The sequence below is a fragment of the Chitinophaga nivalis genome, from assembly GCF_025989125.1.
Lineage (GTDB): Bacteria > Bacteroidota > Bacteroidia > Chitinophagales > Chitinophagaceae > Chitinophaga > Chitinophaga nivalis.
Window position 1 is genome coordinate 3,744,693 of the sequence record NZ_JAPDNR010000001.1, and the last position, 23,006, is coordinate 3,767,698.

General features: G+C 43.7%; 16 protein-coding genes. 6 read left to right on the forward strand and 10 right to left on the reverse strand.

Going from position 1 to position 23,006, the window contains the following annotated elements; all coding sequences use genetic code 11:
- Positions 1-62: 62 nt before the first annotated feature.
- The 3 genes from OL444_RS15125 to OL444_RS31965 all read right to left on the reverse strand — a co-directional run bounded on the left by OL444_RS15125 (position 63) and on the right by OL444_RS31965 (position 2,476).
- Positions 63-1,481: a S41 family peptidase gene (locus tag OL444_RS15125; RefSeq protein ID WP_264732049.1), complete on the reverse strand. Its 1,419-nt coding sequence runs from the start codon at positions 1,479-1,481 to the stop codon at positions 63-65.
- A gap of 59 nt (positions 1,482-1,540) precedes the next feature.
- Complete coding sequence (locus tag OL444_RS15130; protein ID WP_264732047.1) at positions 1,541-2,053, reverse strand: hypothetical protein; 513 nt, start codon at positions 2,051-2,053, stop codon at positions 1,541-1,543.
- Between the two features lie 93 nt (positions 2,054-2,146).
- Positions 2,147-2,476, reverse strand: a complete 330-nt coding sequence (locus OL444_RS31965) for a LytR/AlgR family response regulator transcription factor (protein ID WP_371878155.1) — start codon at positions 2,474-2,476, stop codon at positions 2,147-2,149.
- Between the two features lie 325 nt (positions 2,477-2,801).
- Here OL444_RS31965 and OL444_RS15135 point away from each other — a divergent pair, with 325 nt between their 5' ends.
- Positions 2,802-4,196, forward strand: coding sequence for a S41 family peptidase (locus OL444_RS15135; RefSeq protein ID WP_264732045.1), 1,395 nt, complete (start codon positions 2,802-2,804; stop codon positions 4,194-4,196).
- 211 nt (positions 4,197-4,407) lie between these two features.
- On the opposite strand, the gene OL444_RS15140 is transcribed toward OL444_RS15135, so the two are convergent.
- From OL444_RS15140 to OL444_RS15165, 6 genes are all read right to left on the reverse strand, one after another.
- Entirely contained in the window at positions 4,408-4,857 is a 450-nt protein-coding gene (locus tag OL444_RS15140; protein ID WP_264732043.1) for an SRPBCC family protein, read from the reverse strand.
- Between the two features lie 270 nt (positions 4,858-5,127).
- Positions 5,128-11,580: a type I polyketide synthase gene (locus tag OL444_RS15145; protein WP_264732041.1), complete on the reverse strand. Its 6,453-nt coding sequence runs from the start codon at positions 11,578-11,580 to the stop codon at positions 5,128-5,130.
- 473 nt (positions 11,581-12,053) lie between these two features.
- Positions 12,054-12,758: a thioesterase II family protein gene (locus tag OL444_RS15150; RefSeq protein WP_264732040.1), complete on the reverse strand. Its 705-nt coding sequence runs from the start codon at positions 12,756-12,758 to the stop codon at positions 12,054-12,056.
- A gap of 110 nt (positions 12,759-12,868) precedes the next feature.
- On the reverse strand, positions 12,869-13,318 hold the full coding sequence (locus OL444_RS15155; protein ID WP_264732038.1) for a lipocalin-like domain-containing protein: 450 nt from the start codon (positions 13,316-13,318) through the stop codon (positions 12,869-12,871).
- A 398-nt stretch (positions 13,319-13,716) separates the two neighbouring features.
- Entirely contained in the window at positions 13,717-14,175 is a 459-nt protein-coding gene (locus tag OL444_RS15160; RefSeq protein WP_264732036.1) for a GNAT family N-acetyltransferase, read from the reverse strand.
- 13 nt (positions 14,176-14,188) lie between these two features.
- Positions 14,189-14,959: an NAD(P)H-binding protein gene (locus tag OL444_RS15165; RefSeq protein ID WP_264732034.1), complete on the reverse strand. Its 771-nt coding sequence runs from the start codon at positions 14,957-14,959 to the stop codon at positions 14,189-14,191.
- A gap of 338 nt (positions 14,960-15,297) precedes the next feature.
- On the opposite strand from OL444_RS15165, the gene OL444_RS15170 reads away from it, so the two are divergent.
- Positions 15,298-15,693 carry a VOC family protein gene (locus tag OL444_RS15170; RefSeq protein ID WP_264732032.1) on the forward strand — a complete coding sequence of 132 codons (396 nt, stop codon included), beginning with the start codon at positions 15,298-15,300 and terminating at the stop codon, positions 15,691-15,693.
- A gap of 811 nt (positions 15,694-16,504) precedes the next feature.
- On the opposite strand, the gene OL444_RS15175 is transcribed toward OL444_RS15170, so the two are convergent.
- On the reverse strand, positions 16,505-17,500 hold the full coding sequence (locus OL444_RS15175) for a helix-turn-helix transcriptional regulator (protein ID WP_264732030.1): 996 nt from the start codon (positions 17,498-17,500) through the stop codon (positions 16,505-16,507).
- A 94-nt stretch (positions 17,501-17,594) separates the two neighbouring features.
- Between OL444_RS15175 and OL444_RS15180 the strand changes: the two genes are divergently transcribed.
- Genes OL444_RS15180 through OL444_RS15195 form a run of 4 tightly spaced genes read left to right on the forward strand, consistent with a single transcriptional unit; the run spans position 17,595 to position 22,466 of the window.
- Positions 17,595-19,775 carry a TonB-dependent siderophore receptor gene (locus tag OL444_RS15180; protein ID WP_264732028.1) on the forward strand — a complete coding sequence of 727 codons (2,181 nt, stop codon included), beginning with the start codon at positions 17,595-17,597 and terminating at the stop codon, positions 19,773-19,775.
- Positions 19,776-19,813: 38 nt separating this feature from the next.
- Positions 19,814-20,686 carry an ABC transporter substrate-binding protein gene (locus OL444_RS15185; protein WP_264732026.1) on the forward strand — a complete coding sequence of 291 codons (873 nt, stop codon included), beginning with the start codon at positions 19,814-19,816 and terminating at the stop codon, positions 20,684-20,686.
- Positions 20,683-21,693 (forward strand): FecCD family ABC transporter permease, encoded by a 1,011-nt coding sequence (locus OL444_RS15190; protein ID WP_264732024.1) that lies wholly within the window; start codon positions 20,683-20,685, stop codon positions 21,691-21,693. Before OL444_RS15185 ends, OL444_RS15190 begins: the two co-directional genes overlap by 4 nt.
- Before the next feature lie 11 nt (positions 21,694-21,704).
- On the forward strand, positions 21,705-22,466 hold the full coding sequence (locus OL444_RS15195) for an ABC transporter ATP-binding protein (RefSeq protein ID WP_264732022.1): 762 nt from the start codon (positions 21,705-21,707) through the stop codon (positions 22,464-22,466).
- The last annotated feature ends 540 nt before the right edge of the window (positions 22,467-23,006 follow it).

Sequence of the window (23,006 nt, forward strand, 5' to 3'; positions counted from 1 at the left end):
GTCGCAGGTTTTCCTTTTAAATCGTGTTTCTTTTATATGACCTCAATTTCTTCCTCTTACGGCTATTTATTATTCAGTACTTCATTGGCGAATTTTATCCATCCAGAGCGCTCTATGGTACTATCTATGTAGTAATCAGGTTGGAGGCCAATGTCATCTATCGCCATCCCCGGTATACGATAACTTTTGGAAAGCCCGTAAAAGAGTTCAAATTTCCCGCAAGGAAAAGGTATAGTATGTACATTGGAAATGTCGAGCATACCAAAGGTCGTTACACCAAATAATTTTACTTTCTTACTCTGCTTTGCGGCAAGCAGAAACTGTTCGGTGGTACTGCCGTTCCGTTCATTGATCAGAATACCGACCTGTTGTGGATAAGTATAGACGCTGTCTCTTGTCTGAATGTCAACTTTTTGATCAGAAAGGGTGACAAATTTTCCCAAAGACTGTTCCAGCTTTTCATAGTATTTCCTGAGTTGTTTTCTCGAAGCTTCATCGAACTCCGGGTTGTTCGAGAGATCCAACATCCGCTGATTATTAAGTTTGGTGGAGAGAAATACTGCCCCGACCGACCTCACAGGGTTTGTATAGAGAAACGGAAGGATCTCTTCAAAACTCTCGTCGCTGCCACCCGGGTTGTTGCGCAGATCAATGATCAGATTAGGCGTCGCTAAAATAGTTGCCCTGTTTACCCTGATCACGCTATCGATATATTTTTTCTCTGTAATTTCAAAGAAAGGCACACGCAGGATTACCGTGGTAGCATTCAGTCTTTCGAGAAAAGGCCTGGAACTTTTCAAGAGCTTTAAGTCCAGTTCCGTATCAGGATCATTCTTTAGTAGCGGGTAGATTCTCTTTAAGGAAAAATTGCCCAATTCCAGGTCATTCTTACCTTCCAGTTTAAGTTTTGATTTGCCGAATTTGACTTCCGTTTTGTCTCTACCGTAGTATACGCCACCATTTTCATCAAATTTCGCTTTAACCTCACCTGTCTTCCAATGTGCAGCAGTGGTTTCAATGATGAAGCCAACATAGCTACCACCTATTTTTTTGATGCCTATTTTATAGGGTTCGGAAAGCCAGATTCCCTCATAGCCTGGATCCTTTTTAGCGGTCAGGTATTTTTCAAATTCCGGGGTGTTGACCGCTATCGTCTCTGTTTTTTTTGGAACCGTACCAACGGCTATCTCCTTTGCTTTGTAGCTAACCCCGATATGGCCCTGTCTGAAAAATCTCATCCAATGGCCCAGCGCAACAGCACATTCCTTATCACTGGTTATCTGCTTTACCTTTTCCAGATAGGCGCTGTTGTGCATTGCATAGGCCTCTTTTCCCTTTTTAGACAGTATATAGGCAAAGCCGGCATCATTATCTTCAAAAGTTTGCTTCATCCAAAGGAAACTGGTCTCACAATTACAGTCTTGGGCAAATACTCCATTTGTAACAATCAGCGCCAGCAACAACACGTATAACTTCTTCATTCAATTAAATATTTTGTAAAAAAAGGACCGGTATATGAACTCCCGTGAGTGGCAGTTTTTTAATTGCTGTCGAATGTTTTAGGGATTATATTTTTGTCCGTTTCACCGCAGAATGTCCAGGATATAATATACCACCGGTTATTTTCAAAGATTAATTGAATGCTATTGATGCCTCTTCTGGCGACTTTTCCGTCTTTTTCCAGCTTTGTTTCGTAGGTACTCCAGACATGCGCCATATTACCAAATAATCTGACTTCCCTGTTGATTTCCTTTTCATAAAAGGCAGTACTAAAAATCATGTCGTCCGTTTCTTTGTGAAACTCCGGTAATGTCATGGTAGCCTGTTCCTGCTTGTTTTTGTCGAAATAAGAATATACTGCTTTGGGGTGATGTAAATAGTTATCTCTTTCCCATTGCCTCTTTGCGCCTTTTTCGCCAGATACCACCTCATAGCTCGCTTTCATTAACGCGTCAATTGTTTTGGCGTCATTTTCAAATGTGTTGTTTTGAGCGCTTAAATTGCCTGCTGCCATAAATACCATCGTTGTTAAGTAAAATAGAAATTGTTTCATGATCTTTTTTACAAAGCAACTCACATAGATAGCTGCAAAGAAATAAGTTATCCGGTTTGTTCCCGTTTTTATGTGATTTGTCGGATTTCTTATTCAGAGTAACAATTTGTCAATGCTATTTAGCAGACAGTCCTTGTAACTTTTAGCGATGGTGATTTTATGTTCGCCGATGATTAAATGATTATCTTCTACATAGTCCACATTTTTCAGGTTCACAATATTTGAATGATGGACTCTCATAAATTCATCAGGTAATTTCTCTATCAGGTCTTTTAACGTCTTGTAATAGACATACTTTTTATGATTGCTAATAAATATTTCAACATAATTTCCTAATCCTTTTATAAACAAAATGTCGTCAAAGTTTAACTTGATTAGTTTTCTGTCGGTTTTTATGAAAGTAAAGTCTTGTTTGTTCGTCATATCAGGATTGCGTTGTTAAAGTTTCCGTTAAAGATCAAATATATGCGGTATTTCTTATCTAGTTAACGGAACCTATGGAGAATCCTGATTTTGCGGAGTATGTTAACAGCTTTACACCTATTAATACGGGGTCCGGGGTTTATCCCGGCGGGATTACGGAAATCAAAAGGCTTCAATAGGGCCCGTAGATTGGATTTTTAAAAACCAAAACTTATATTTGGTAATAGTTATTGTTTCAATCAAAATCAATCTAAAATCCCCGTAGCCTATGCGCGCAGTGAAATGTTCATGCAAACCTGTAATTACAGCGATCTTACTTTGGAGCATGTTGCTCGGCCCGTTCCGCCTGATGGCGCAAAACAAATGTGATTGTGCCGGTAGCTTCAAGTGGGTAAAAGAAACCTTCGAAAAAAATGATGCCGGCTTCCGGTATGCATTGGAGCAAAAAGGCGTGGATGCCTATCAACAGTTCAACAAGGCCATACAAGCCCGTATTAACAAGGCAACTACCCGGGAAGCATGTGCAGCGGTGATGCGGGAGTGGCTACAGTTTTTCCGTAAGGAGCATCATGGTATTATTCCGGTGGATGATGCCCCGGTTGCAACGGCAACTAACACCAGTGCCTGGGAAACATTGCCGGTTTCAGAAGCGGAAGTCAAACAACAAATATCTTCCGCTGGTGCCGCTTCTTTCGAAGGTATCTGGAGTACGGGCGCCTATAAGCTGGCTATCATCAAAAAAGGGAATAGTTACAAAGGCGTGATCCTGACCTCTGCCAATAAGAATTGGAAACCTGGTGAGGTGAAACTGAAGATTTCAGGGGATAGCTCCGGTGTGTTTTATATGGGAGACCGTTCTCCGAAAACATTCAATACAGTGGTCTGCTATGGAAAAAATACGCTGCAACTGAGTAATATCTTTTTAAGCAGGGTATACCCTGTATGGGAGGATGATCCCAGTATCCAATTGTATGCAAAAGTGATGACGGCCAGTGAACCTTTCCTGCAACAACTGTCTGCCCAAACGATACTGCTCCGCATCCCAACGTTTGACGACGCTCAAAAAAAACTGATTGACAGTGTACTACTGGCTAATGACCAGCTACTGAAACGTACCCCAAACCTGATCATCGATATCCGGAATAATGGCGGTGGATCTGACGGGAGCTTTTTCGGCATCCTGCCATTGATTTTTACTAACCCTATTCGTATCGTGAATATGGAATTTCTCTCCACACCGCTGAATAACAAACGTATGGAAGCATTTTTATCCAATCCAGGTATTTCGGATGGAGACAAAACTGAAATAAAAGATGCACTCAAAAAATTAAATGATCACCTGGGAGAGTTTGTGAACCTGGATAGTGGGAGAATCGTGAGTGAGCAAAAGCCGGATACTATTTTTCCTTTTCCGAAAAACGTAGGGATTATTATCAATAAAGGTAACGGCAGTACCGCAGAACAGTTTTTGCTGGCAGCCAGGCAGAGTAAAAAAGTAAAACTCTTTGGGGTTACTACGGAGGGTGTCCTGGATATCTCCAATACCTATATCGTGGATTCGCCGGATAAACAATTCAAATTAAGGTATTGCCTTTCCAAAAGTCTGCGGATACCAGATCTGACGATCGATGGGAAAGGTATTATGCCGGATTATTACATCGATAAAAGTATTCCGCCGACGAAATGGCTGGATTATGTAACAGGTATATTGGAACAATAACAGTTCCGGGTGATACATCAGACAGTTAAAGAGAATTATAGATGTAGCCGGACATACATTAAACCGGCGTTACTTTTTATGGGCATTTAGGTGATCAGGAAGAGACGTTACTTAATATGCCAGGAGGAGCGATGCCTCCGAAAATACCAACGCCGCGTAAATCACCTGATTTATGCGGCGTTGCTGTTTGTAAAATGCTTTGTCTATCACCTCAGGCATCCGGTATCTCTGGTTCTACCAGCTTAGCCAGCTTTTCCAATGATTCCTGCCAGCCTAAATAGCACATTTCTACCGGTATGGCACTGGGGATGCCTTCCTGGGTAATTTTTATGTCTGTACCCGCTACCGTTTTGTGCAGCCATACGGTGGTAATCATGTTGCCCGGCAGATTGGGATCGTCAAATTTATCGGTGTACTTCAACAACTCATTGGGTTTGAGGTCCAGGTAGGTGCCACTGAAAGAATGACTATTGCCGGTAGTGAAATTCTGGAATGACATCTTATAGGTGCCGCCTATCTCTACCTGCATGTGATGGACCGTACAAAGAAACCCATAAGGAGGTAACCAGGAGGCCATAGCGGTGGGTTCCGTAAAGGCGCGGTATACTTTTTCCGGTGATGTTTTAAGCATCCTGTGTAGTGAAACCGTATTGTTAGACATAAGATACATTTTTGTTCCTACTCTTCTGGCTTTTCGGTTCCGCCCGTTTTTGAGGTGGTTGCTGCTCCACTTACCTAGTATGTTGCTATGAAGGTTGATACCGCAAAGATGATAAGAATATTTTATTCGGAGGGAGGCTGTATACGACAATATAGCGGGTCATTTGCGACCTGGCAGAAAATGTTATCAATAGGTAATCGTTACAATTGCAGCAGCCGGAAGTAATACTTCCGGCTGCTGCAATTGTAATAAGCGATAGGAATGACTGATTTATTCTTCCGGAAACTTTGAACTGACACCTGTTACTTCCAGTATATGCCTGGCCAGTAACGTCACTTTTGGGAACTTCCAGATGGAGGCAACCGTAATGGAGATACCCATTAGTTTATCTATATAGTTCCGTAATTGCACGACCATCATGGAGTCGATACCCAAATTGGTAAAGGGGGTATCTGTATTGATTTTACTGGCGGATGTTTTTAGCGTAAGCGACAAAATGGATTGCAATTGTTTTTCTGCTAATTCCTGGGCATTGGCGATGGTACCGCTGTCTATCCAGGTTTGAATCAAATCATCCTTCGCTGTGTTTTTCGTTTGATGAAGCGATTGTGCGATGAGATCATCCAGGATTTTATAATTTTTGGAAGTAGGTTGGTGATCAAAAAAAGTATCCATCTCTAAAAAAACAGCGCTGATCTCTGTAAAATTATTATCGAAAATGATGGATAATACCTGTTCGCATTCTTCTCTCGAGAAGCTCCATATACCTGCTTCATCCATTCGCTTGCCCCGGATATCCTGGGCGGCGGCCAGGCCTACGTCTGCTATAGGCCCCCATTGGATACTGGTGGCTGGTTTGTTTATTTGTCTGCGGTATCGTGCAAAACCATCCAGGAATGAGTTGGCCACCACATAATTGGCCTGGCCTATGGCGCCAAGTGTGACTAACACGCTGGAGTAGAGGAGGAAAAAATCCAGCTCATCTTCTGCTGTCAGTTCGTGAAGCCACCACGCGCCATCTACCTTAGGCCTGAGGGCCGCATTAAATTTTCCGGCCTCCATATTAGCCATGCCGCCATCATCCAATATACCTGCTGTATGTACGATTCCCTTTAATGGTGGCATTTCTTTTCGGAGTGTTGTGAGAATAGCCTCCACCTGCTGATAGTTTGTGATATCTCCCAATTGAATCACTACCTGACAGCCTTTTTCCCTCAATGTGTTGATGGCTGCTGCTGTGGCAGGAGGTGCCGTCCTCCCCGTCAGTACAATATGTCTGGCGCCATTTTTATGCATCCATGCTGCTGTGATTAATCCTAGTCCGCCCATTCCGCCGGTGATTAAATAGGTGGCCTGTCCGGAGAATAACGGGTCGGTATGTGTGATCAGCAAATCAGGATCTTCCAGGTCGAAGATGATTTTACCCATATGTTCTCCTTTCATCATCAGGTTGAAACCTGCTGCTACGCGCGAAGCCGGAAAAACAGTCTTGCTGATGGGTGGAAAATGGCCTTCCTTGTAAAAACGTATAATTTTCCCCAGCAACCGGCTTATTTTTTCAGGATGATCGCTCATTAATTTGAGCATATCCAGGAAAAAATACGCCGTACTTTCTTTAAATAGTTGCATCTCCAGGTGACTGTTGTCATACACATCTTTTTTGCTGATGTCACAGAATCTTCCAAAACTACGGAGACTGCTGAGACCTTCCAGCATGGCGTCTCCGGTCAGCGTATTGAGTACAACATCTATTCCTTCCTGATGGGTACAGGTGCTTATCTGCGCGGCGAATCCGGTTTTGCGGGAATCCATGATGTAGGGAATGCCCGCATCTTTCAGCCATTGCCGTTTGCTTTCAGTGCCTGCTGTTGCATAAATTTCCGTACCTATCATCCGGGCAATATACAGGGCTGCCATACCTACGCCGCCGGTAGCGGTATGAATTAATATCCGCTCTCCCGGTTGTAATTTTCCGAATTCAACGATGGCATAATACGCCGTAAGATAGGCAATGGGCATGGTGGCTGCATCTGTGAATGCCAGCTCATCTGGTATCACCGTTATCAATTGAGCGGAGCTGTTGAAAAAGTTGGAAAATGACTCCTGAAAAGAAACGCCCATTACGCGGTCGCCGACTTTGAAAGCAGTAACCCCTGCGCCTACGTTGGTGATGATACCGGCGAATTCGTTGGCCAGACTTAAGTAGCCGTTTTCTACACCAGGATATATACCCAGGGCGGACATCAGGTTGAGAAAGTTAAGCCCGGCGGCTTTGATATTGATCTCCACTTCACCCCATGCCGGAGGTATTCTTTCAGAAGAGGTGGCCTCGATACTTTCCAGTATGCCCGGGCTATTTACAATGAATTGAAACGGAGGCGCTGATTCGCCTGCTGCTATGCGCTTTGACCGGCTATCCGTTTTTTTGTTTGCAGGGATGATGTGTGTAAACCGATGTTTAAATACAACACCTTCCCGGATAACATATTCCTTTTCCTGACAGCTGCCCAGCAATAGTTTACCACATAATTTCCAATCGGGATAGGAGGCATCCGGTTCCATATCAATCTGATGGCAATCATATTCGGGGTATTCCAGGAATATTTCCCTGGATAAACCGGCGATGCCTGTTTGCCAGACGTTTACCGGCGCCGTGCCGGCTATTTGCTGCGCCCCTTGTGTGATCAGCCATAGTCTGGGAGATGAGGCCAATTTGAATCCGGATAATGTTTGCAGCAAGCTGATGACAGACATAGCGTCCGTGGTGACTGTATCTGCAGGTGTTTGTGCTGTGACTTCCCTGGCACCACTGAAATAAATGATTTCGCTGAGAACAGGGTCGTCGTGTTTATCCAATATATCGTGTAACAGCTGTTCATAAAAAGCCGGCGTCAGCGTATCGATACTGATGTGGGTGATAGCATCTGTTACCTGTGTAGGCGAGGTGACGCCTGTTTCAACCAGGTAAACAGTGGTGCCATTGGCGGCCAGGTAGTTCACCAGGTGACTGGTTTCCTGCTTTTGACCAAATATCAGGCAGGTTGATTTTTGCAGTGGAGTACTGGCCACCTGTATTGCTTTTTGATCTAAGGGCAGCCAGCTTAAAGCAAATAAATTTTGTGCTACCTGCCGGAGATTGGATAAAGGCACCTTTTTTAAGGTACAACGACGGATGGCTGCTCTGGGATATCCGTTTTCGTTATAGACGTTAATATGGTACGTAATTTTATCTGCTTCCTCTTCGGGTGCTTTATGTACGGTGACCCATAATATTCCATTCGTCCGGCCAGAGTCGAAAACCTGATAATCCTGGATAGCGATGGGTATATAGTTCCATTTTTTATCTTTCATCTCTTCCAGTAACAGCGCATTGCCTGCCAGTAAACAGGCATCGAGCATCGCAGGATGCAGCAGGTATTGGCCAGCCGTTTTGGTGATGATCTCATCCGGAATGATCTTCGCCCAAACAGCGGTGTCACTGAACTTTATTTCACTGGCTGCTCTGAAACGTTTGCCATATTGCATTCGGATTGCCTCATGGCTGTTATAAAAATCCTCCTTTAAAATAATATACGGCAACACGCTATCATCTATCCAATGATCTACCAGATTTTCCGGCCGGGCGTTATTATTCAATTCCAGATAACCTTGGGCATTCAACTCCCAGGAGGGAGCAGTTGTGGGTGGTGTGGTGACAACAGCGCTGAAGAATTTAAATTGAACGCGCTCTTTTTTTTCCACAGTAAATACCAACTGTATGCGAATGGTCTGGTCAGCAAGTATAACAGGAGATATCAATTGCATCTCCCGGATGGTGACCCTGTTTTCCGCAAACGTAATGACGCCGGCACTCAGCACATATTCTAAAAAACCAGTGGCGGGAAAAATAATGACGTTATTGATGACATGATCTTCCAGATAAGGAAACTGCCGGGTACTTATTTCAGACTCCCAGCAAATAAAAGCGGGATCAACTGCAAATCGCATTTGCACGGCGTCAAAAGTATGTCTGTAGTCTTTATGTCCCCATACATAAGTATCCTGATGGACGGCCTGATGGCTAAGTGCATATTGCTCATGCTGCCAGGGATATCGGGGAAGCGGTACGTCTGCAACAGCAGATAGGGGAATCTTATAAAAGGCCGTCCAATCTATGGTTGCTCCGTATTTGTAAGCCTGACAAAAATTATGCAGCATCTCTGCTACTTCCGGTTGTTCTCTGCTCAATGAAGCAACTACACTGGCGCCCTGTTTATTGAGTGATTCAATCTGCTGCGTAATTAAGGCGGTCAATACCGGATGTGGACTTATTTCAATAAATATACTGTTTTCATCCTGCAGCAGTTGCTGTATGCCCTGTAAAAACAAGACCGTTTCCCGGAAGTTATCTACCCAATAGGTGGCATCCAGTAATTCCCCGCGAATAAAATCATTTTTTACCGTTGAATAGATAGCTGCTTTAGCTGCTTGTGGTTGCAATGTTTTGACACCTTCCAGCATGGCGGGTTTTAGCGGATCTAACTGTGGACTGTGCGGCGCAAAATCGACCCGTATAAATTTATTGTAAATATCTTTTTCCGTTAATTCCTGTAAGACCGTGGTAAGGGCTTCCCGGTCTCCGGATAGTACGGTAGATTTAGGCCCGTTATAAGAAGCCACTGCAATTCTTTTTTCCCATCCTTTCAGGATGTCTGTTACTTCATGGCTGTTAAGTTCTACTACTGCTGCTGCTCCCTTGCCTTTGATGCCTGCAGCCAGTTCACTTCTTTTGCAGATGACATTCGCCGCATCTTTCAGACTTAATGCACCTGCTATATGGGCGCCTGCAATTTCTCCCATACTATGACCAATCACCACGGCTGGTTTTACTCCCCATGACTCCCACAGGCGGGCAATAGCTACTTCCATGGCGAAAAGAATCGGCTGAATCACATCTACCTCTTCAAAACGGTTGTCCGTTTCATTGCGATTGATTTCTTCGATGAGCGACCAATCCACGAAATGACTGATGGCTTGCTCACATGCTTCCATCGCATGCCTGAATACCGGTTCCTTTGCCATCAGTTCTCTTCCCATGCCCAACCACTGTGCCCCCTGGCCGGGGAATACAAAAATGATCCGCCGGTTTTCTCCTGTGTTGGCATATCGTTGTGCAATAGGATCATCCAACGCATCCTGCAGCAATTGCTGCATATGCGCGCTATTGGTAGCATGTATGCAAAGGCGCACAGGAAGATCTGATCGCCGCAATGCCGCGGCAGCTGCCAGTGTTTCTACAGGGATATCCTGCTGCTCCAATAGTGCCTGATATTGTTTTATCAGGATCGACAGGGCCGCATCATCTGCTGCAGATATGGGTAATACGGCTCTAGACAGGCTTCCCGGCGCTTTTTCAGGGAGATGCTGAAGCGGTGCCGGCGCTTCCCGCAAGGTGATATGTGCATTGGTACCGCTAAGACCGAAAGAATTAACACCGGCATATCGGGGCTTGGGACCGGGCAGCCAGTCGGTGTTATGGGATACTATTTCAACAGGCAGGTCTGCCCACGGTATGCCGGGATTAGGCGTACGGAAATGTAAGTTGGCCGGGATACAATGGTGCTGCATGGCCAGGATACACTTTATCAGGCCTGCCAGGCCGGAAACAGCTTCTGTATGACCAATATTGGTTTTAACGGATCCTACCAGCAGTTTCTCCGGTCTTGTTCGTTCTTTAAAGGCATTTCCGATGCCTATCATTTCCAAAGGATCACCTACATTGGTGCCTGTTCCATGGGCTTCAAAATAATCTATATCGTCGGGTGTGACGCCTGCTTTTTTCATGGAATGCCGGATGGCCATTTCCTGGGCAGCTGAACTGGGTACCGTGAAACCTTTGGTAGCGCCGTCATTGGTAACGGCGGTTCCTGCAATCACGGCCAGTATGTTATTGTGATCCTTGACGGCATCTTCATAGCGTTTGAGTAGAAGGATGCCGGCGCCCTCTGATCTTACAAATCCGTCTCCCTCCGCATCAAATGCTTTGCAATACCCTTCGGGAGAGAGCATGCCGCCCATACAAAAACCTATATACGTTTTAGGGGAGAATAAAAGATTGGCGCCTCCTGCGAGGGCCATCTGACAATTGCCAGCCAGTAAACTTTCGCAGGCCAGGTGTATGGCCACCAACGTTGAAGAGCAGGCAGTATCCATACTTACGCCTGGCCCATGCAGGCCATATGCAAATGATAAACGGCCGGAAGCAGAAGCTTTCATCGAACCGGTTAAGGAGTAAATGCTGGTAACATCACCAGCTACATCTCCGAAATCAAATGATTGCAGCCCCATGAATACACCTGTGTTCGTACCCTGTAAACTATTTGTTTTAATACTGGCTGCTTCAAAAGCTTCGTAGCTAAGTTCCAGTAACACGCGAAAATGAGGATCCATCGCTTCCGCCTCAACAGGGGATATGTGAAAGAATCCGGCATCAAAAGCGGCTGCATCTTTAAGGAAACCACCCTGGCGTACATATATCTTTCCCGGCAGGCCTTTCTGCGCATCATAATATCTATCCAGGTCTACCCGGTCTGCGGGTATTTCCTCCATCGCATCTTTATTTTGCTGTAGCAAATCCCAAAATGCCTCGGGGGAATCAGCGCCACCCGGGAATCTGCAACTCATCCCCACAATGGCGATCCCATGTTGAAGAGAAGTAGCTGGTTTGTTAGTTGTGTTATTCATTTTAATAGCTTGACGTTTGAGGGAATGAAAAAAACAGCGCTCTATGTTTACTATTCCTGTCTTGAACGATTACTTTGTTGCAGGCATGGCCTGGCGGCCCGGATGATATCATCATCCGGATATATTGATTAGCAGGATTGTTGATGCATGCAGCTGCCACTCATTAAGGGGGCCCGTTGCCTTAATAATCAAGAACCGCGTGTATGCTGGCTTACGCCATCGTTATTCTTATAGGAAATGGAAGAGGTATACCCAATAACTATTACTACAAGATAGTATGATGATAACAGCCGGTAAATTTGTCTGATTAAATAACATCGATCATTTATTCACTTTTAGTACTATGACAGGGGATCGCCCTATTGGCATCAGGGTTAAGATAAAGCTTCGCTAACGCTGTAAATGATTTTTTGAAAATATGCAGGAGAGCGTCATGACAAATGCAGGCATTGCCTTATCCCTGATATAAAAAATCATCCCTTTTCAAATTCACCTGGCAAATATTTGCAAATGATGGCTGCAATCCTGTCTATATGGTCATATAAGAAGAAATGATCTCCTTCCAATATCTCATAATCAAAACCCCCGCTTGTAAATTTTCTCCAGTTTTGTATATCCTTTACATATTTCTCCTCATATCCCATGAGTGCATGGATAGCGGTATTAATTTTCGATACTATCTTTTGCGTGTACTCTTCTTCCAGCAATGTTAAGTCCGCGCGGAAGATTGGTTCAAAGAAATCCATTAGTTCTTCATTGGCTAATAATTTATCTGAGGGCCTGCCTATTCTCAGTAATGCACGAAAAAATGCTTCCCGTGGCAGGGTGGAAATTCTTTCTTCATCGATGACATTTGGTCCGGGATAACCGGATGCCACCAGGCATACCGGCGCATCTTTTTCTTTTTCCAATCTGCTGTTTAATTCAAAGCCCAGCACCGCTCCCAGACTATGCCCATATAGTAGAAATGGCATTTTATTTCTTTTCTGTTTTAATTGCTGTAATAAATCGATAATAGCTGTTTTTTTGTTGTATAACAAAGGTTCATCTGTCCGTAAACCTCTGCCGGGTAATTCCAATACAATTACCTCTACCTGATCCTGCAGTTTATCCACCAATGGTTGAAACGAGAATACGTTCCCGCCTGCAAAGGGAAAAATAAACACTTGTGACTTCATCTTTATTATTTAGTATTTAACAATAATAATGATCAATAAATGATACTGCCGGTTACCAGTATATAACGGCGGGAGTAAACAGGAGGAATAACTGTTGGCAGTAAGCTCAATCAGCCGATTGCTTCATCTATACATTTCTTCCAGATCAATTTGTAGATCACTTCTCTGCCATCCAGTATCATAGGGGTAGATTTTAAGATTAATATGTCGTCTGCTATTTCATACAATCTGATTTGCTCCGTGCCTATCCAGCTGAGGTTCAGTGAGCCTGTAACGAAATGAATAATATAGCTTTCCTCAATTTTATAGTGACCAAAGTAAGCGCCATATCCATTAAATACCGTACGTATTTCTACATCCGTACTATCATGCGGCTCCTTTTTTTCAAGATATATGTTCGACTCATTCATAATCTGAACAGACATTTCATTTTGATCACCATACACAAGTGTTCCCCGGGCTGCTTTACCCCAGGGGTAAATTCTCTCGCCATCCATGGTGTGCGCTTCATATGATTGCAGTTTCCAGACTCCTTTAAACAAAGAAATGAGATTGACCATACCTGCTTATTTAGACGTTATGCTAGCTGGATTTGTGTGACGCTCCTGTATCATTTAATTAATTGTATGGAGAATGATGATGGAATAATAAATTCCAAACTGATATAAATGACTTATATGGCAGTTCATCAGGCATTTTTGCCTATCCGGCTGAGATTCAAATTAGTTATGCTGATGGATTATTTTGAGGGTGCTATAGGCAATACTCCATTCAAGTTATACAAACTTAATACATAACACTGCAATTCAGGATCAAGTAAAGAATAATAGTGCGATGGGAAAGAAAACGAATATTCGGAAAACTATCCGGCGCAGCAGCAGTGAAGCGAACCGGTGATGCAGGCTGGCAGTAAGCTATAAACTGGTTTTTAGTATGGCGGGTATGGATACCCGCCATACTAAAAATGAAATTGAAAGATATTTAATGTCCTGCCTTCAATAAGGGTATTAACTATGCCGGTTTTTGTAGCGCCCATCCGGGTATAAAAACCATCTGCATTCGGATCGGACTCCACTTTTATGATAGTTTCATTCCTGGCAATACATCGATGCCGGAGATCTGCAAAAGCTTCTTTGCCCAACCCGTGTCCAATGAATGATGGCAATATCCAAAAGTGATCAATGAAGAGTTGTTCCCCGTTATATTCCAGCGAATAAAAGCCAACCACCTGGTCTGCATAGATAATTTTTATTACCTGGTTTTGCTGGATGTAGGCAGGGGTAATCGTCAGGCTTTCCGTCCAAAGCTGTATCCATGCTTCCGGATAGTTCCAGTGACGTTTGGATTGGAAAGCGATATCAGTCAGTATTTCGGCATCGCCTGCCGCAGCAGGAAGATATGTAATCGTCGTATGCATGTGTTGTTATTATTTATGTCCTGTCTGCAGGTTGATGAGTAGTCGCTTTATTTAAACTGGTTGTAGCATTGTAGATGACTGGCATTTGTCCTTTCCACTGATGCCAGGTGTTATCATCCGTTAGTAGTTGCGCCATGAAATGGGATACGTTTATCCGGCTTGTTTGTCCCGGGTTAAACAGGGCACTCCGGGTGGGAGAGGGATGAAGTGTATAGGCTGTTACGTAGGCATTGTTGATCAGACTGTCGGGACGCACAGCAACCCATTCGATGAAAGGGTTTTGGCCCCCTGTTTTTAGCCTTAAATAATCTGCTGCTTTTTCATTGTCGGGATGTGGTGGTAAGAGCAACCGCAGTAATCCGATGACGATTTTTTGTCCGAAAGAAACCGGTTCGTTTAAGTCCCGGTTACTATTGCCTGCCGTATTCATTAACACAAACCGGAAGGGTTTTTCCGGCGTATTTTTCCGGATGGCGGTACAAAGCAGTTGCACCATATCGGTGACCAGCCGCCTGGGCGGGCCATAGATACCCTTCAAGTTAAGGGTATGTCCAAGACAAACCGCTACGGACTGGCAGTCCTGGAGATGGGCAGACAGCTCGTTTACCGGGATGCGGGTGATGTCGTTGACCCTGAGTACAGTGATGCGAGCATGGTGAAGCCACGCATCCGGAATTTGACTGGTGGCGCGAACAAGGATCTTCACCCATTGCCCCGCACTTAATAATTGATCTATCAATAGTTTTCCGGTAGCGCCACTCGCTCCAACTACTAATGTAATCATGTATTGAAATGTTTTATTGTCGTTTTAGTCGTTGAGGGCAGCCTTGAATGATAAGGAGAAGGCTATTCCCAACATCTAAAATTATTAAGGGGATAAGCAACCTTTTTTTGTAAATTATGTTTAAAACTGGTGATGCAGCATTCCATACAGTATACTGGCGCCTATCTGCTTGATTAGCGTTACTAAGATAACATGTATAAGCGGTTTATGCAAAAATGGGTGGCTTATGCTTGTCAAGGTCTGTTCTTTGGTCCCGGTTAAATGGCTACAGGTACAACATACGCATCGCCATTAAAAGCAAATACAGAACTTTACATAGTTAAATAAAAGCGGGAAAAATGAGAGTAAAAGTTATCAGTATTCCTGTACTGGATCAGGAAAAGGCACTGCAGTTTTATACGAATACATTGGGTTTTATCAAAAAGCAGGATGTGCCCGTAGGTGGTAATAACAGATGGTTAACCGTGGTGGCCAAAGGAGATGAAGACGGGCCGGAGGTATTACTGGAGCCTTCTCCGCTCCATTTTGAGCCAGCTAGAACATACCAGCATGCGCTGCTGGAAGCCGGTATTCCCTATACGCAATTTGATGTGAATAATGTACAGGAAGAGTATGAAAGGTTGATCGCCCTTGGTGTTGCTTTCAGTGTAAAGCCAACAGAAATGGGAACGGTTAAAATTGCGGTATTTGATGACACCTGTGGAAATAATATTCAGCTGATAGAAATGTTATAACGGAAAAGTTATTCCGTCTCATTATACCGACTGTTGGTATAACCCTGGAAACGGCTGTTGATAAGGATCAGCAGCCGTTTCTGATTTACAGGAAATTAGCCTCTGGGCCAGCATCTGTTAGCTTTAAGCACACAGTAGCAAGTATTGCCACAGGCTCCATCTCCACCACAATATGGAATATCAATACAGGCGGGGTAGGCAGCAGACTGGCTACCGCCGGAGATATTTTTCAATGACGCACGTGAAAGTGCTTTACCTGTTTTTACAAATGAATAATTTTTCATAAAGAGAAATTAAATGGTTAACTCGTGTTTGCCTACTTTTTTATGAAGGTTTTCGGCTCTTCCTTTGCTATGCGCGATAACGAGATAATTAAAAGGAAAGTAGTAGACGAGCTTATTGCTCGCATAGGCATGTTTTCATTGTTATCATAAAAACTTCACTGCACTGTATGACGTGTTTTAATGATTACAGGGTTTCATTCTTTTAACGCAATTTATGCATCTTTATTGAATTTTTCTGCAAATTAATTGTATTAACATGCAAATTATTTTCAAAAATGACGCAATGAGGGTGTTTGTGTGCAATTGTTGCATATGTGAGTGGAGGCCCCACAGCAATAGTAATGCGGCTACTGTAAGGCATTCTAACCATTGTACTGCGCTCCCTTATCAGGCCATAAAATTGTAGGAAAGGAAGAATTATTTTTCGCCGCCGAAAATAGGTGGTTATAGATTGCCAACGATAGGCACTGTCAGCAAATTTCAAACGATTGTGTCCCTGTTCTTTGTATATGCGTAAACGTTATGGCTTAGTCGTATTTTTTAATATTGCCGGTAACCTGTAACGGAGAACGCTGATTACTCATGCGCAATTCACCAGGCGTATAACCAAATGTTTTGCGGAAAGCCACAATAAAATGCTGGGCATATTTATAACCTACAATGTTGGCAATATCCGCAATCGGGTGATCGGTAGATAATAACAGATCCCTGGCTTTAGTCATTCGCAGACTGGTCAGGTACTCAAAAACAGTTTTGCCGAACAACTCTTTGAAGCCTGATTTTAACTTGGTTTGGTTGATGCCGATAGACAGTGCCAGACATGGAATAGAAAGGTGCTCCATGTCTTTGCTGATCATTTCTTTTGCATGATAGATGGCTTCAATATCCCGGCTTAATAGTTTGGTTCTTCTGGTTTCCTTTTTTTCCTGCAGGCAGGACATCTGCGTGATTAATAGTTCTGCGACTTTGGATTCGAGATAAAGCTTTTTTAGTTTTCCGGTATAGCGTTCTTTTTTATGATGGATATCATTAATCAATATTTGCAGTTCCTCCTGTTGTGAAAGGTGGGCAAATAATTTCCGTCCGTCCATAATGCCATCAATGATCTCATTTTCTCCCAGGAATAGCGGTGTGAATAGTTCCGGACAGAAAGATATTTCAAAAAAGGCGCCGACGCCATTATCTGTACCCATTTCAAACAGATATTCCTCCTTTTCTTCCCGGAATAAAATACATTCACCACGCTGCATCGTCAGGTAGTCTTTATGCTCGCTGATGCACGAACCCCGCAGACAGAAATGTGCCACAATGGTTTCCTTCTCCGGATGTACCGCATAATATTTGGAAGTATCAGTAGTGTACTTTCCGGATTTCAGGTGTATACCATCCAGAAAAACATTATCCAGCTCAATTTCAAAACCATTGTTATCGGTCAGCTTTTCTACTCTTTCTTCCAGAAACGGTTTATCCTGACCAGCACCAATATGGTAGTTACTTGCGTCTATCGTCATGATATAATCCATAATACTACGCTTTGCGTTATTAATACTTCCGTTTGCGTACCTCTTGAAACAGGCGGTTAAAGGAACTTTGCGCAAAGTTAATCATCTATTCAGCATGAAGAGTAATATATCGCGTAAGTGTAATGTAAAAGTTTTTTGGATAGTCATATGCTCCCTGTTTACCATAACCGCTGCCAAAGGCCAGATAGCAAAGGATTCCCTTCAAACAGACAGTATTTCATCGAAAAAATTACTGGAAGAAGTGATTGTCACCTCCCGGAAAAACAGGTATAATGTGCAGGAGCTGTCTGCTTCTTTGCGTATAGACGGCAAACTGCAGGAAGTGCCGCAGAATATACAGATTTTAAATAACCAGCTGCTGAGTGAACAACAGTTGTATACGATGTCTGATGCCATTGCCCGTAATGTAAGCGGGGCAAATAAACTGGAAGGATGGGGCGATATGTACACCTATATTACCATGAGAGGCGCCCGTGCGGCGGCATTCAGAAACGGCATGAGTGTATCGGGGATGTACGGGGTATTGTCTGAGGATATGAGTTTCGTGGATCGGGTTGAGTTTGTTAAAGGGCCGGCTGGCTTTATGTTATCGAATGGAGAACCGAGCGGTATCTATAATATTGTCACCAAGCGACCCTCCGGTACACCCAAAGGGAATTTTTCGTTTGGACTGGGTAGCTATGGTCTTTACAGAACAACACTGGACCTGGATGGCTTGCTGAATAAGCGCAAGACCTTACAGTATCGCCTGAACGTAGCCGGGCAAACCAATAACGCCTTTAGAAATTATGAATCAACAAAACGCTGGAGCGTAGCGCCGGTACTCACTTATCAGTTAGACAAAAAAACATCGCTCACGGTGGAGTATATTTTTCAATACGCCAGTATGCCCGATCTCGGGGTGAAATACCTGTTCTCCAAAACAGGGTATGGTACCGTGCCACGGCAGCAAACACTGGCTGATCCGGGAATTGAGCAAACGGTCGTACATGACCAGAACATACATGTCAACCTGCAACATGTGCTGAACGACAACTGGAGAATAACGGCGCAGGTATCCTATTTTGATTATAATCAGCAGGGATCTTTTATCTGGATCCGGAATATCAATAATACGGGTCATATGCAACGCTATCTCAATATCTGGGATGCCAATAACAAGATGCGTTTTGGTCAGGTGTTTGTCAATGGCAAACATCGTACAGGACCTATAGAACATAAGCTGTTGGCGGGCCTGGACCTGAGCAGTAAAAGTTATGTGGCCGATTTTGTGCAGAGCTATAATATGGATAGCATCGGTACATTCAACATCTATAAAGAGGGTTATCAGAAACCGTACTATGGTACCGGGAAGTTCGACCGGAGCATTGACGTAAGAAGACGCATCGGAACCGGATTTCTGCTGGAATCCCACGTGGCTGGACTGTATGTACAGGATGACCTGGGATTCTTTCATAACAGGCTGCATTTGACGCTGGCCGGACGTTATACCTATGTGAAGGATAATAATTACGGTACGATATCGGAGAACCGGAAATTCACGCCCAGAGTTGGCCTGAGCTATGCCGTTGCTGATGCACTGAATATATATGCTTTATATGATCAGGCTTTTTTGCCACAAACCGGAAAATTACGCAGTGGTAAAAGCGTGAAACCTTTAACAGGTAACAATTTCGAGCTGGGCATCAAGAAAGACTGGTGGGAGGGAAGTTGGAATACCTCGTTGTCGCTATACCGGATCATGAAAGAGAACCAGCTGTCTGCAGACCCCGACAATGGCGGCGGCGAAAACTATGTATTGCAATTCGGACAAACCAAAACGCAGGGCGTTGAATTTGATCTGAAAGGAACGATTTTTAAAGGAATGTATATGATCGCTAACTATGCTTTTACCGATTCAAAAATTACCGAATCAACCAGCAGCTACAAAAAAGGAACACAGGTGCCGGGATCTGCTAAACATTCGGGCAACATCCTGCTGAATTATCAATTCCAATCAGGCGTATTAAAAAATCTTGGTTTGTCTGGCAGCATGAGTTATATGGCCGACCGGCAAACCTGGTGGACGGGCGATTTAAATGGGGAATCACTGCCGGACTATTGCCGGTTTGATGCGGGCATATCCTGGCATACGGGACCACTCCGATTGGACCTGAATATCTACAATATCCTGGATACTTATTTATATAATGGATCGCATCATTCCAGCGGCTGGTACTACTGGCGCCCGGAGCCGCCGAGAAATTTCAGATTTGGGATGGCTTATAGTTTCTAGCAGTTTTGTTTATCAGCTTTTATCATTATCAGCAACAGATGAAGTATTTCCGGAATGTGTTGATCTTTTTAATGACAGTTACTGCTTGTAACACCGCGCCACAAATACCTGTAAATGCACATTATAAAAGGGTGGTGGTGTTGGGCCAAACCCCCTTGGAACTGTTGCTGGCATTGGGCCTGAAAGATAGGATCGCAGGCATCGCTTATCTGGATAATCCCGAACATTTACAGGGCTATGATAGCTTACCGGTTTTGTCGCGTGGTTGGGTAGATAAAGAAAGTGTGTTGGCGTTACAGCCTGATCTGATTTTTGCATTGGAATCTGCTTTTAGAACAGAGCGGATTGGCAGTGAAGCGTTCTGGCATCACAGAGGGATTAAAACCTGTATAATAGATAATTATAACCAGGATAAAAATGAGGCAAATTACCGGGCAGATATCCGTAAGACCGGTACCCTGCTGCATATGGAGGAACAGACCGATAGCATGATCCGTCACTTGGAATGCACGGCAACAAAGTATGCCAGACCTCGGGCTGCTGCGCCACGTGTATTACATCTGTCGTATGCCGGTAGTTTTGGTCAGTTCTATTATTACCCACCCACCATGTGTTTATTGGATGAGGTAGTGGAAAAATGTGGCGGAAATTATGTGAACCTGGGTAAGCAATATTTTATTCTTCCCCTGGAAGCTATTATCCAGGCTAATCCGGATAAGATCATCATCACGCAGTTCAGAAAGCAGGCCGGCGTAAATATAGCTGAGCAGTTATATGATAATCCATTCCTGCAATATTTACGGGTCATTCAAAAACGGGAAATATTGGAAGTCGATTATACGGAGGCTATCCGGGGAACAACGGATATGGAGACAATATATTCCGCCGTTTCTAAATTTTTGCAGCTATGAATACTTTATACAAAATAAAAATTCCTGTTGTCTCACTATTGCTGCTGGCAGCCATCGTGCTATCCCTGAAACTTGGACAGTTACAGATTTCCTACGCCCAAATCCTGCAGGTGATGACAGGCAACGAAAGCAATACATTGATAAGCGATATTATCCTGCATCTCCGGTTGCCCAGGATACTGTTTGCCGCGTTGGTTGGTGGTGGGTTAGCCATGTGTGGATATGTCATGCAAACAGCGATACAAAACCCACTGGCAGATCCCTATATTCTGGGTATTTCCTCCGGTGCTTCCCTGGGGGCCTCATTGGGGATTTCTTTGCATTTTGCCACCAGCGGGCCTGGACAACAATTGTTGGTGCCTTTGCTGGCCTTTACCGGCGCTTTAGGGGCCATCGCCTTTGTTTATTTTGCCGCAAATTACAAAGGCCGGTCATCCACTACCCGTTTGATTCTGGCCGGGGTGATTGTCAACTCCATCTGTATAGCGGTAACCAACCTGCTGATATACTATGCCAAAAACATAGAAGGGGCGAGAAGCATCACCTTCTGGACAATGGGGAGCCTGGCCAATGTATCCTGGAACCAGGTAATCGGCGTGATGGTGGCGATAGGCGTATCCGTTATCTATTTTTTAACACAATACCGTGCGTTGAATCTGATGAGTCTGGGTGACGAACCTGCTTTAAGTCTCGGCCTGGATGTCAATAAAAAGAGAAAAGTCTATATCGCTATTGTCACTTTACTGACCGGTGTGATGGTGGCGCAGTGTGGGATTATCGGATTTATCGGGTTGGTGGTGCCGCATGCTGTACGGGCATTATGTCGTACATCCGGCAGCGTTATATTACCGGTTGTGTTGCTGGGAGGAGGGCTGTTTATGGTGTTGGTAGATACCTTGTCGCGGGTGTTACTGACCAATCAGGAAATCCCGATTGGGATTATCACCTCCCTCATCGGTGCACCTGTTTTCTTTTTGATTTTCCTAAAACGTGGTTACGGTTCCTGAAATTTATCCGGATGAATATTGAAGTCGATCATATAAGTGTTACCATTAATAAAAAATGCATTATTGCAGCTATCTGTTTAACCGTAGAACCCCGGCAGTTTGTGGGGATATTGGGTGCAAACGGCAGTGGGAAATCAACCTTGCTAAAGAGTATTACCAAAATCATACAACCGGATAGCGGGTCCATACGAATAAATGACAGGTGTATATCCCAGGTATCCTATGCGGAACTGGCGCAGCAGATAGCCGTCGTGGGACAGTTTAATAGTATGGATGTAGACTATACGGTGACGGAGTTTGTGATGATGGGCAGATACCCGCATAAAAAAAAGTACGAAAGTATGACTGCGGTGGATCATGCATTGGTGAAACAGGCATTGCATGAATTGGGCATGTCTGATTATGCCAACAGAAAAGTAATGGGTTTATCCGGCGGCGAAAAACAACGGATCGTTATTGCACGGGCAATAGCCCAGCAAACGCCCTGTCTGATCCTGGACGAACCCACCAATCATATGGACATCAAACATCAGTTGCAATTGTTTACGATGTTAAAGGCGATGGAGAAGACAGTAATTACAGCCATTCATGATATGGCATTGGCATATAACTATTGTGATAAACTATATGCCCTGAAAGATGGACGGTTATTGCTGTCGGGCCGACCGGAAGAAGTGATTACCAAAGAAAATGTAAAGCAATTATTCGGTATTGATATCGCGTTGTTGCGATGTGAAAAAGAGAATAAGGTGGCGGTGTTGTATGAAGGGTAAGTGATGCTTTGATCTGACAGATAGATAAAAGTAGTAGCAGCCGGTAGCATAGCCACCGGCTGTTTTTTATTTGAATATGATGTAGATTGATGTTTTTAATGTGTTGCCTGTAGCAGGTTTGGTGTGAATGGTTGTTGTAGGTATCTGCTGTTTTTAAGGACTGCAAAACTATTTCATTAAGAATGCTTATCACCAAGATATTGTTATTTTTTCGTCGAAAAACTGTGATGATTCTTCATCTTTTTCTCTATTTTTATTTTCTTTGAAACCAAATTTGGTAGACACAAGATAAAAACCATCGCACCTGATTTCAAAGGAAAAAATTTTCCAGTGTTTGTACCTGCTTAAATAGTATGGTTAGAAAAGTACTATCATAAAAATAACCCAATAGCATATTCCCGGAGATTAGCAAATAACCCGGAAACGTGTATTTAATAGTAAATAGTTACAAGATTATCTGATTCCCTGTTCACATCAACATGCAATTTCATTATTGCCGACTTGAATTTTTATGCCTCAATTAACCCAATCAAAGAAACT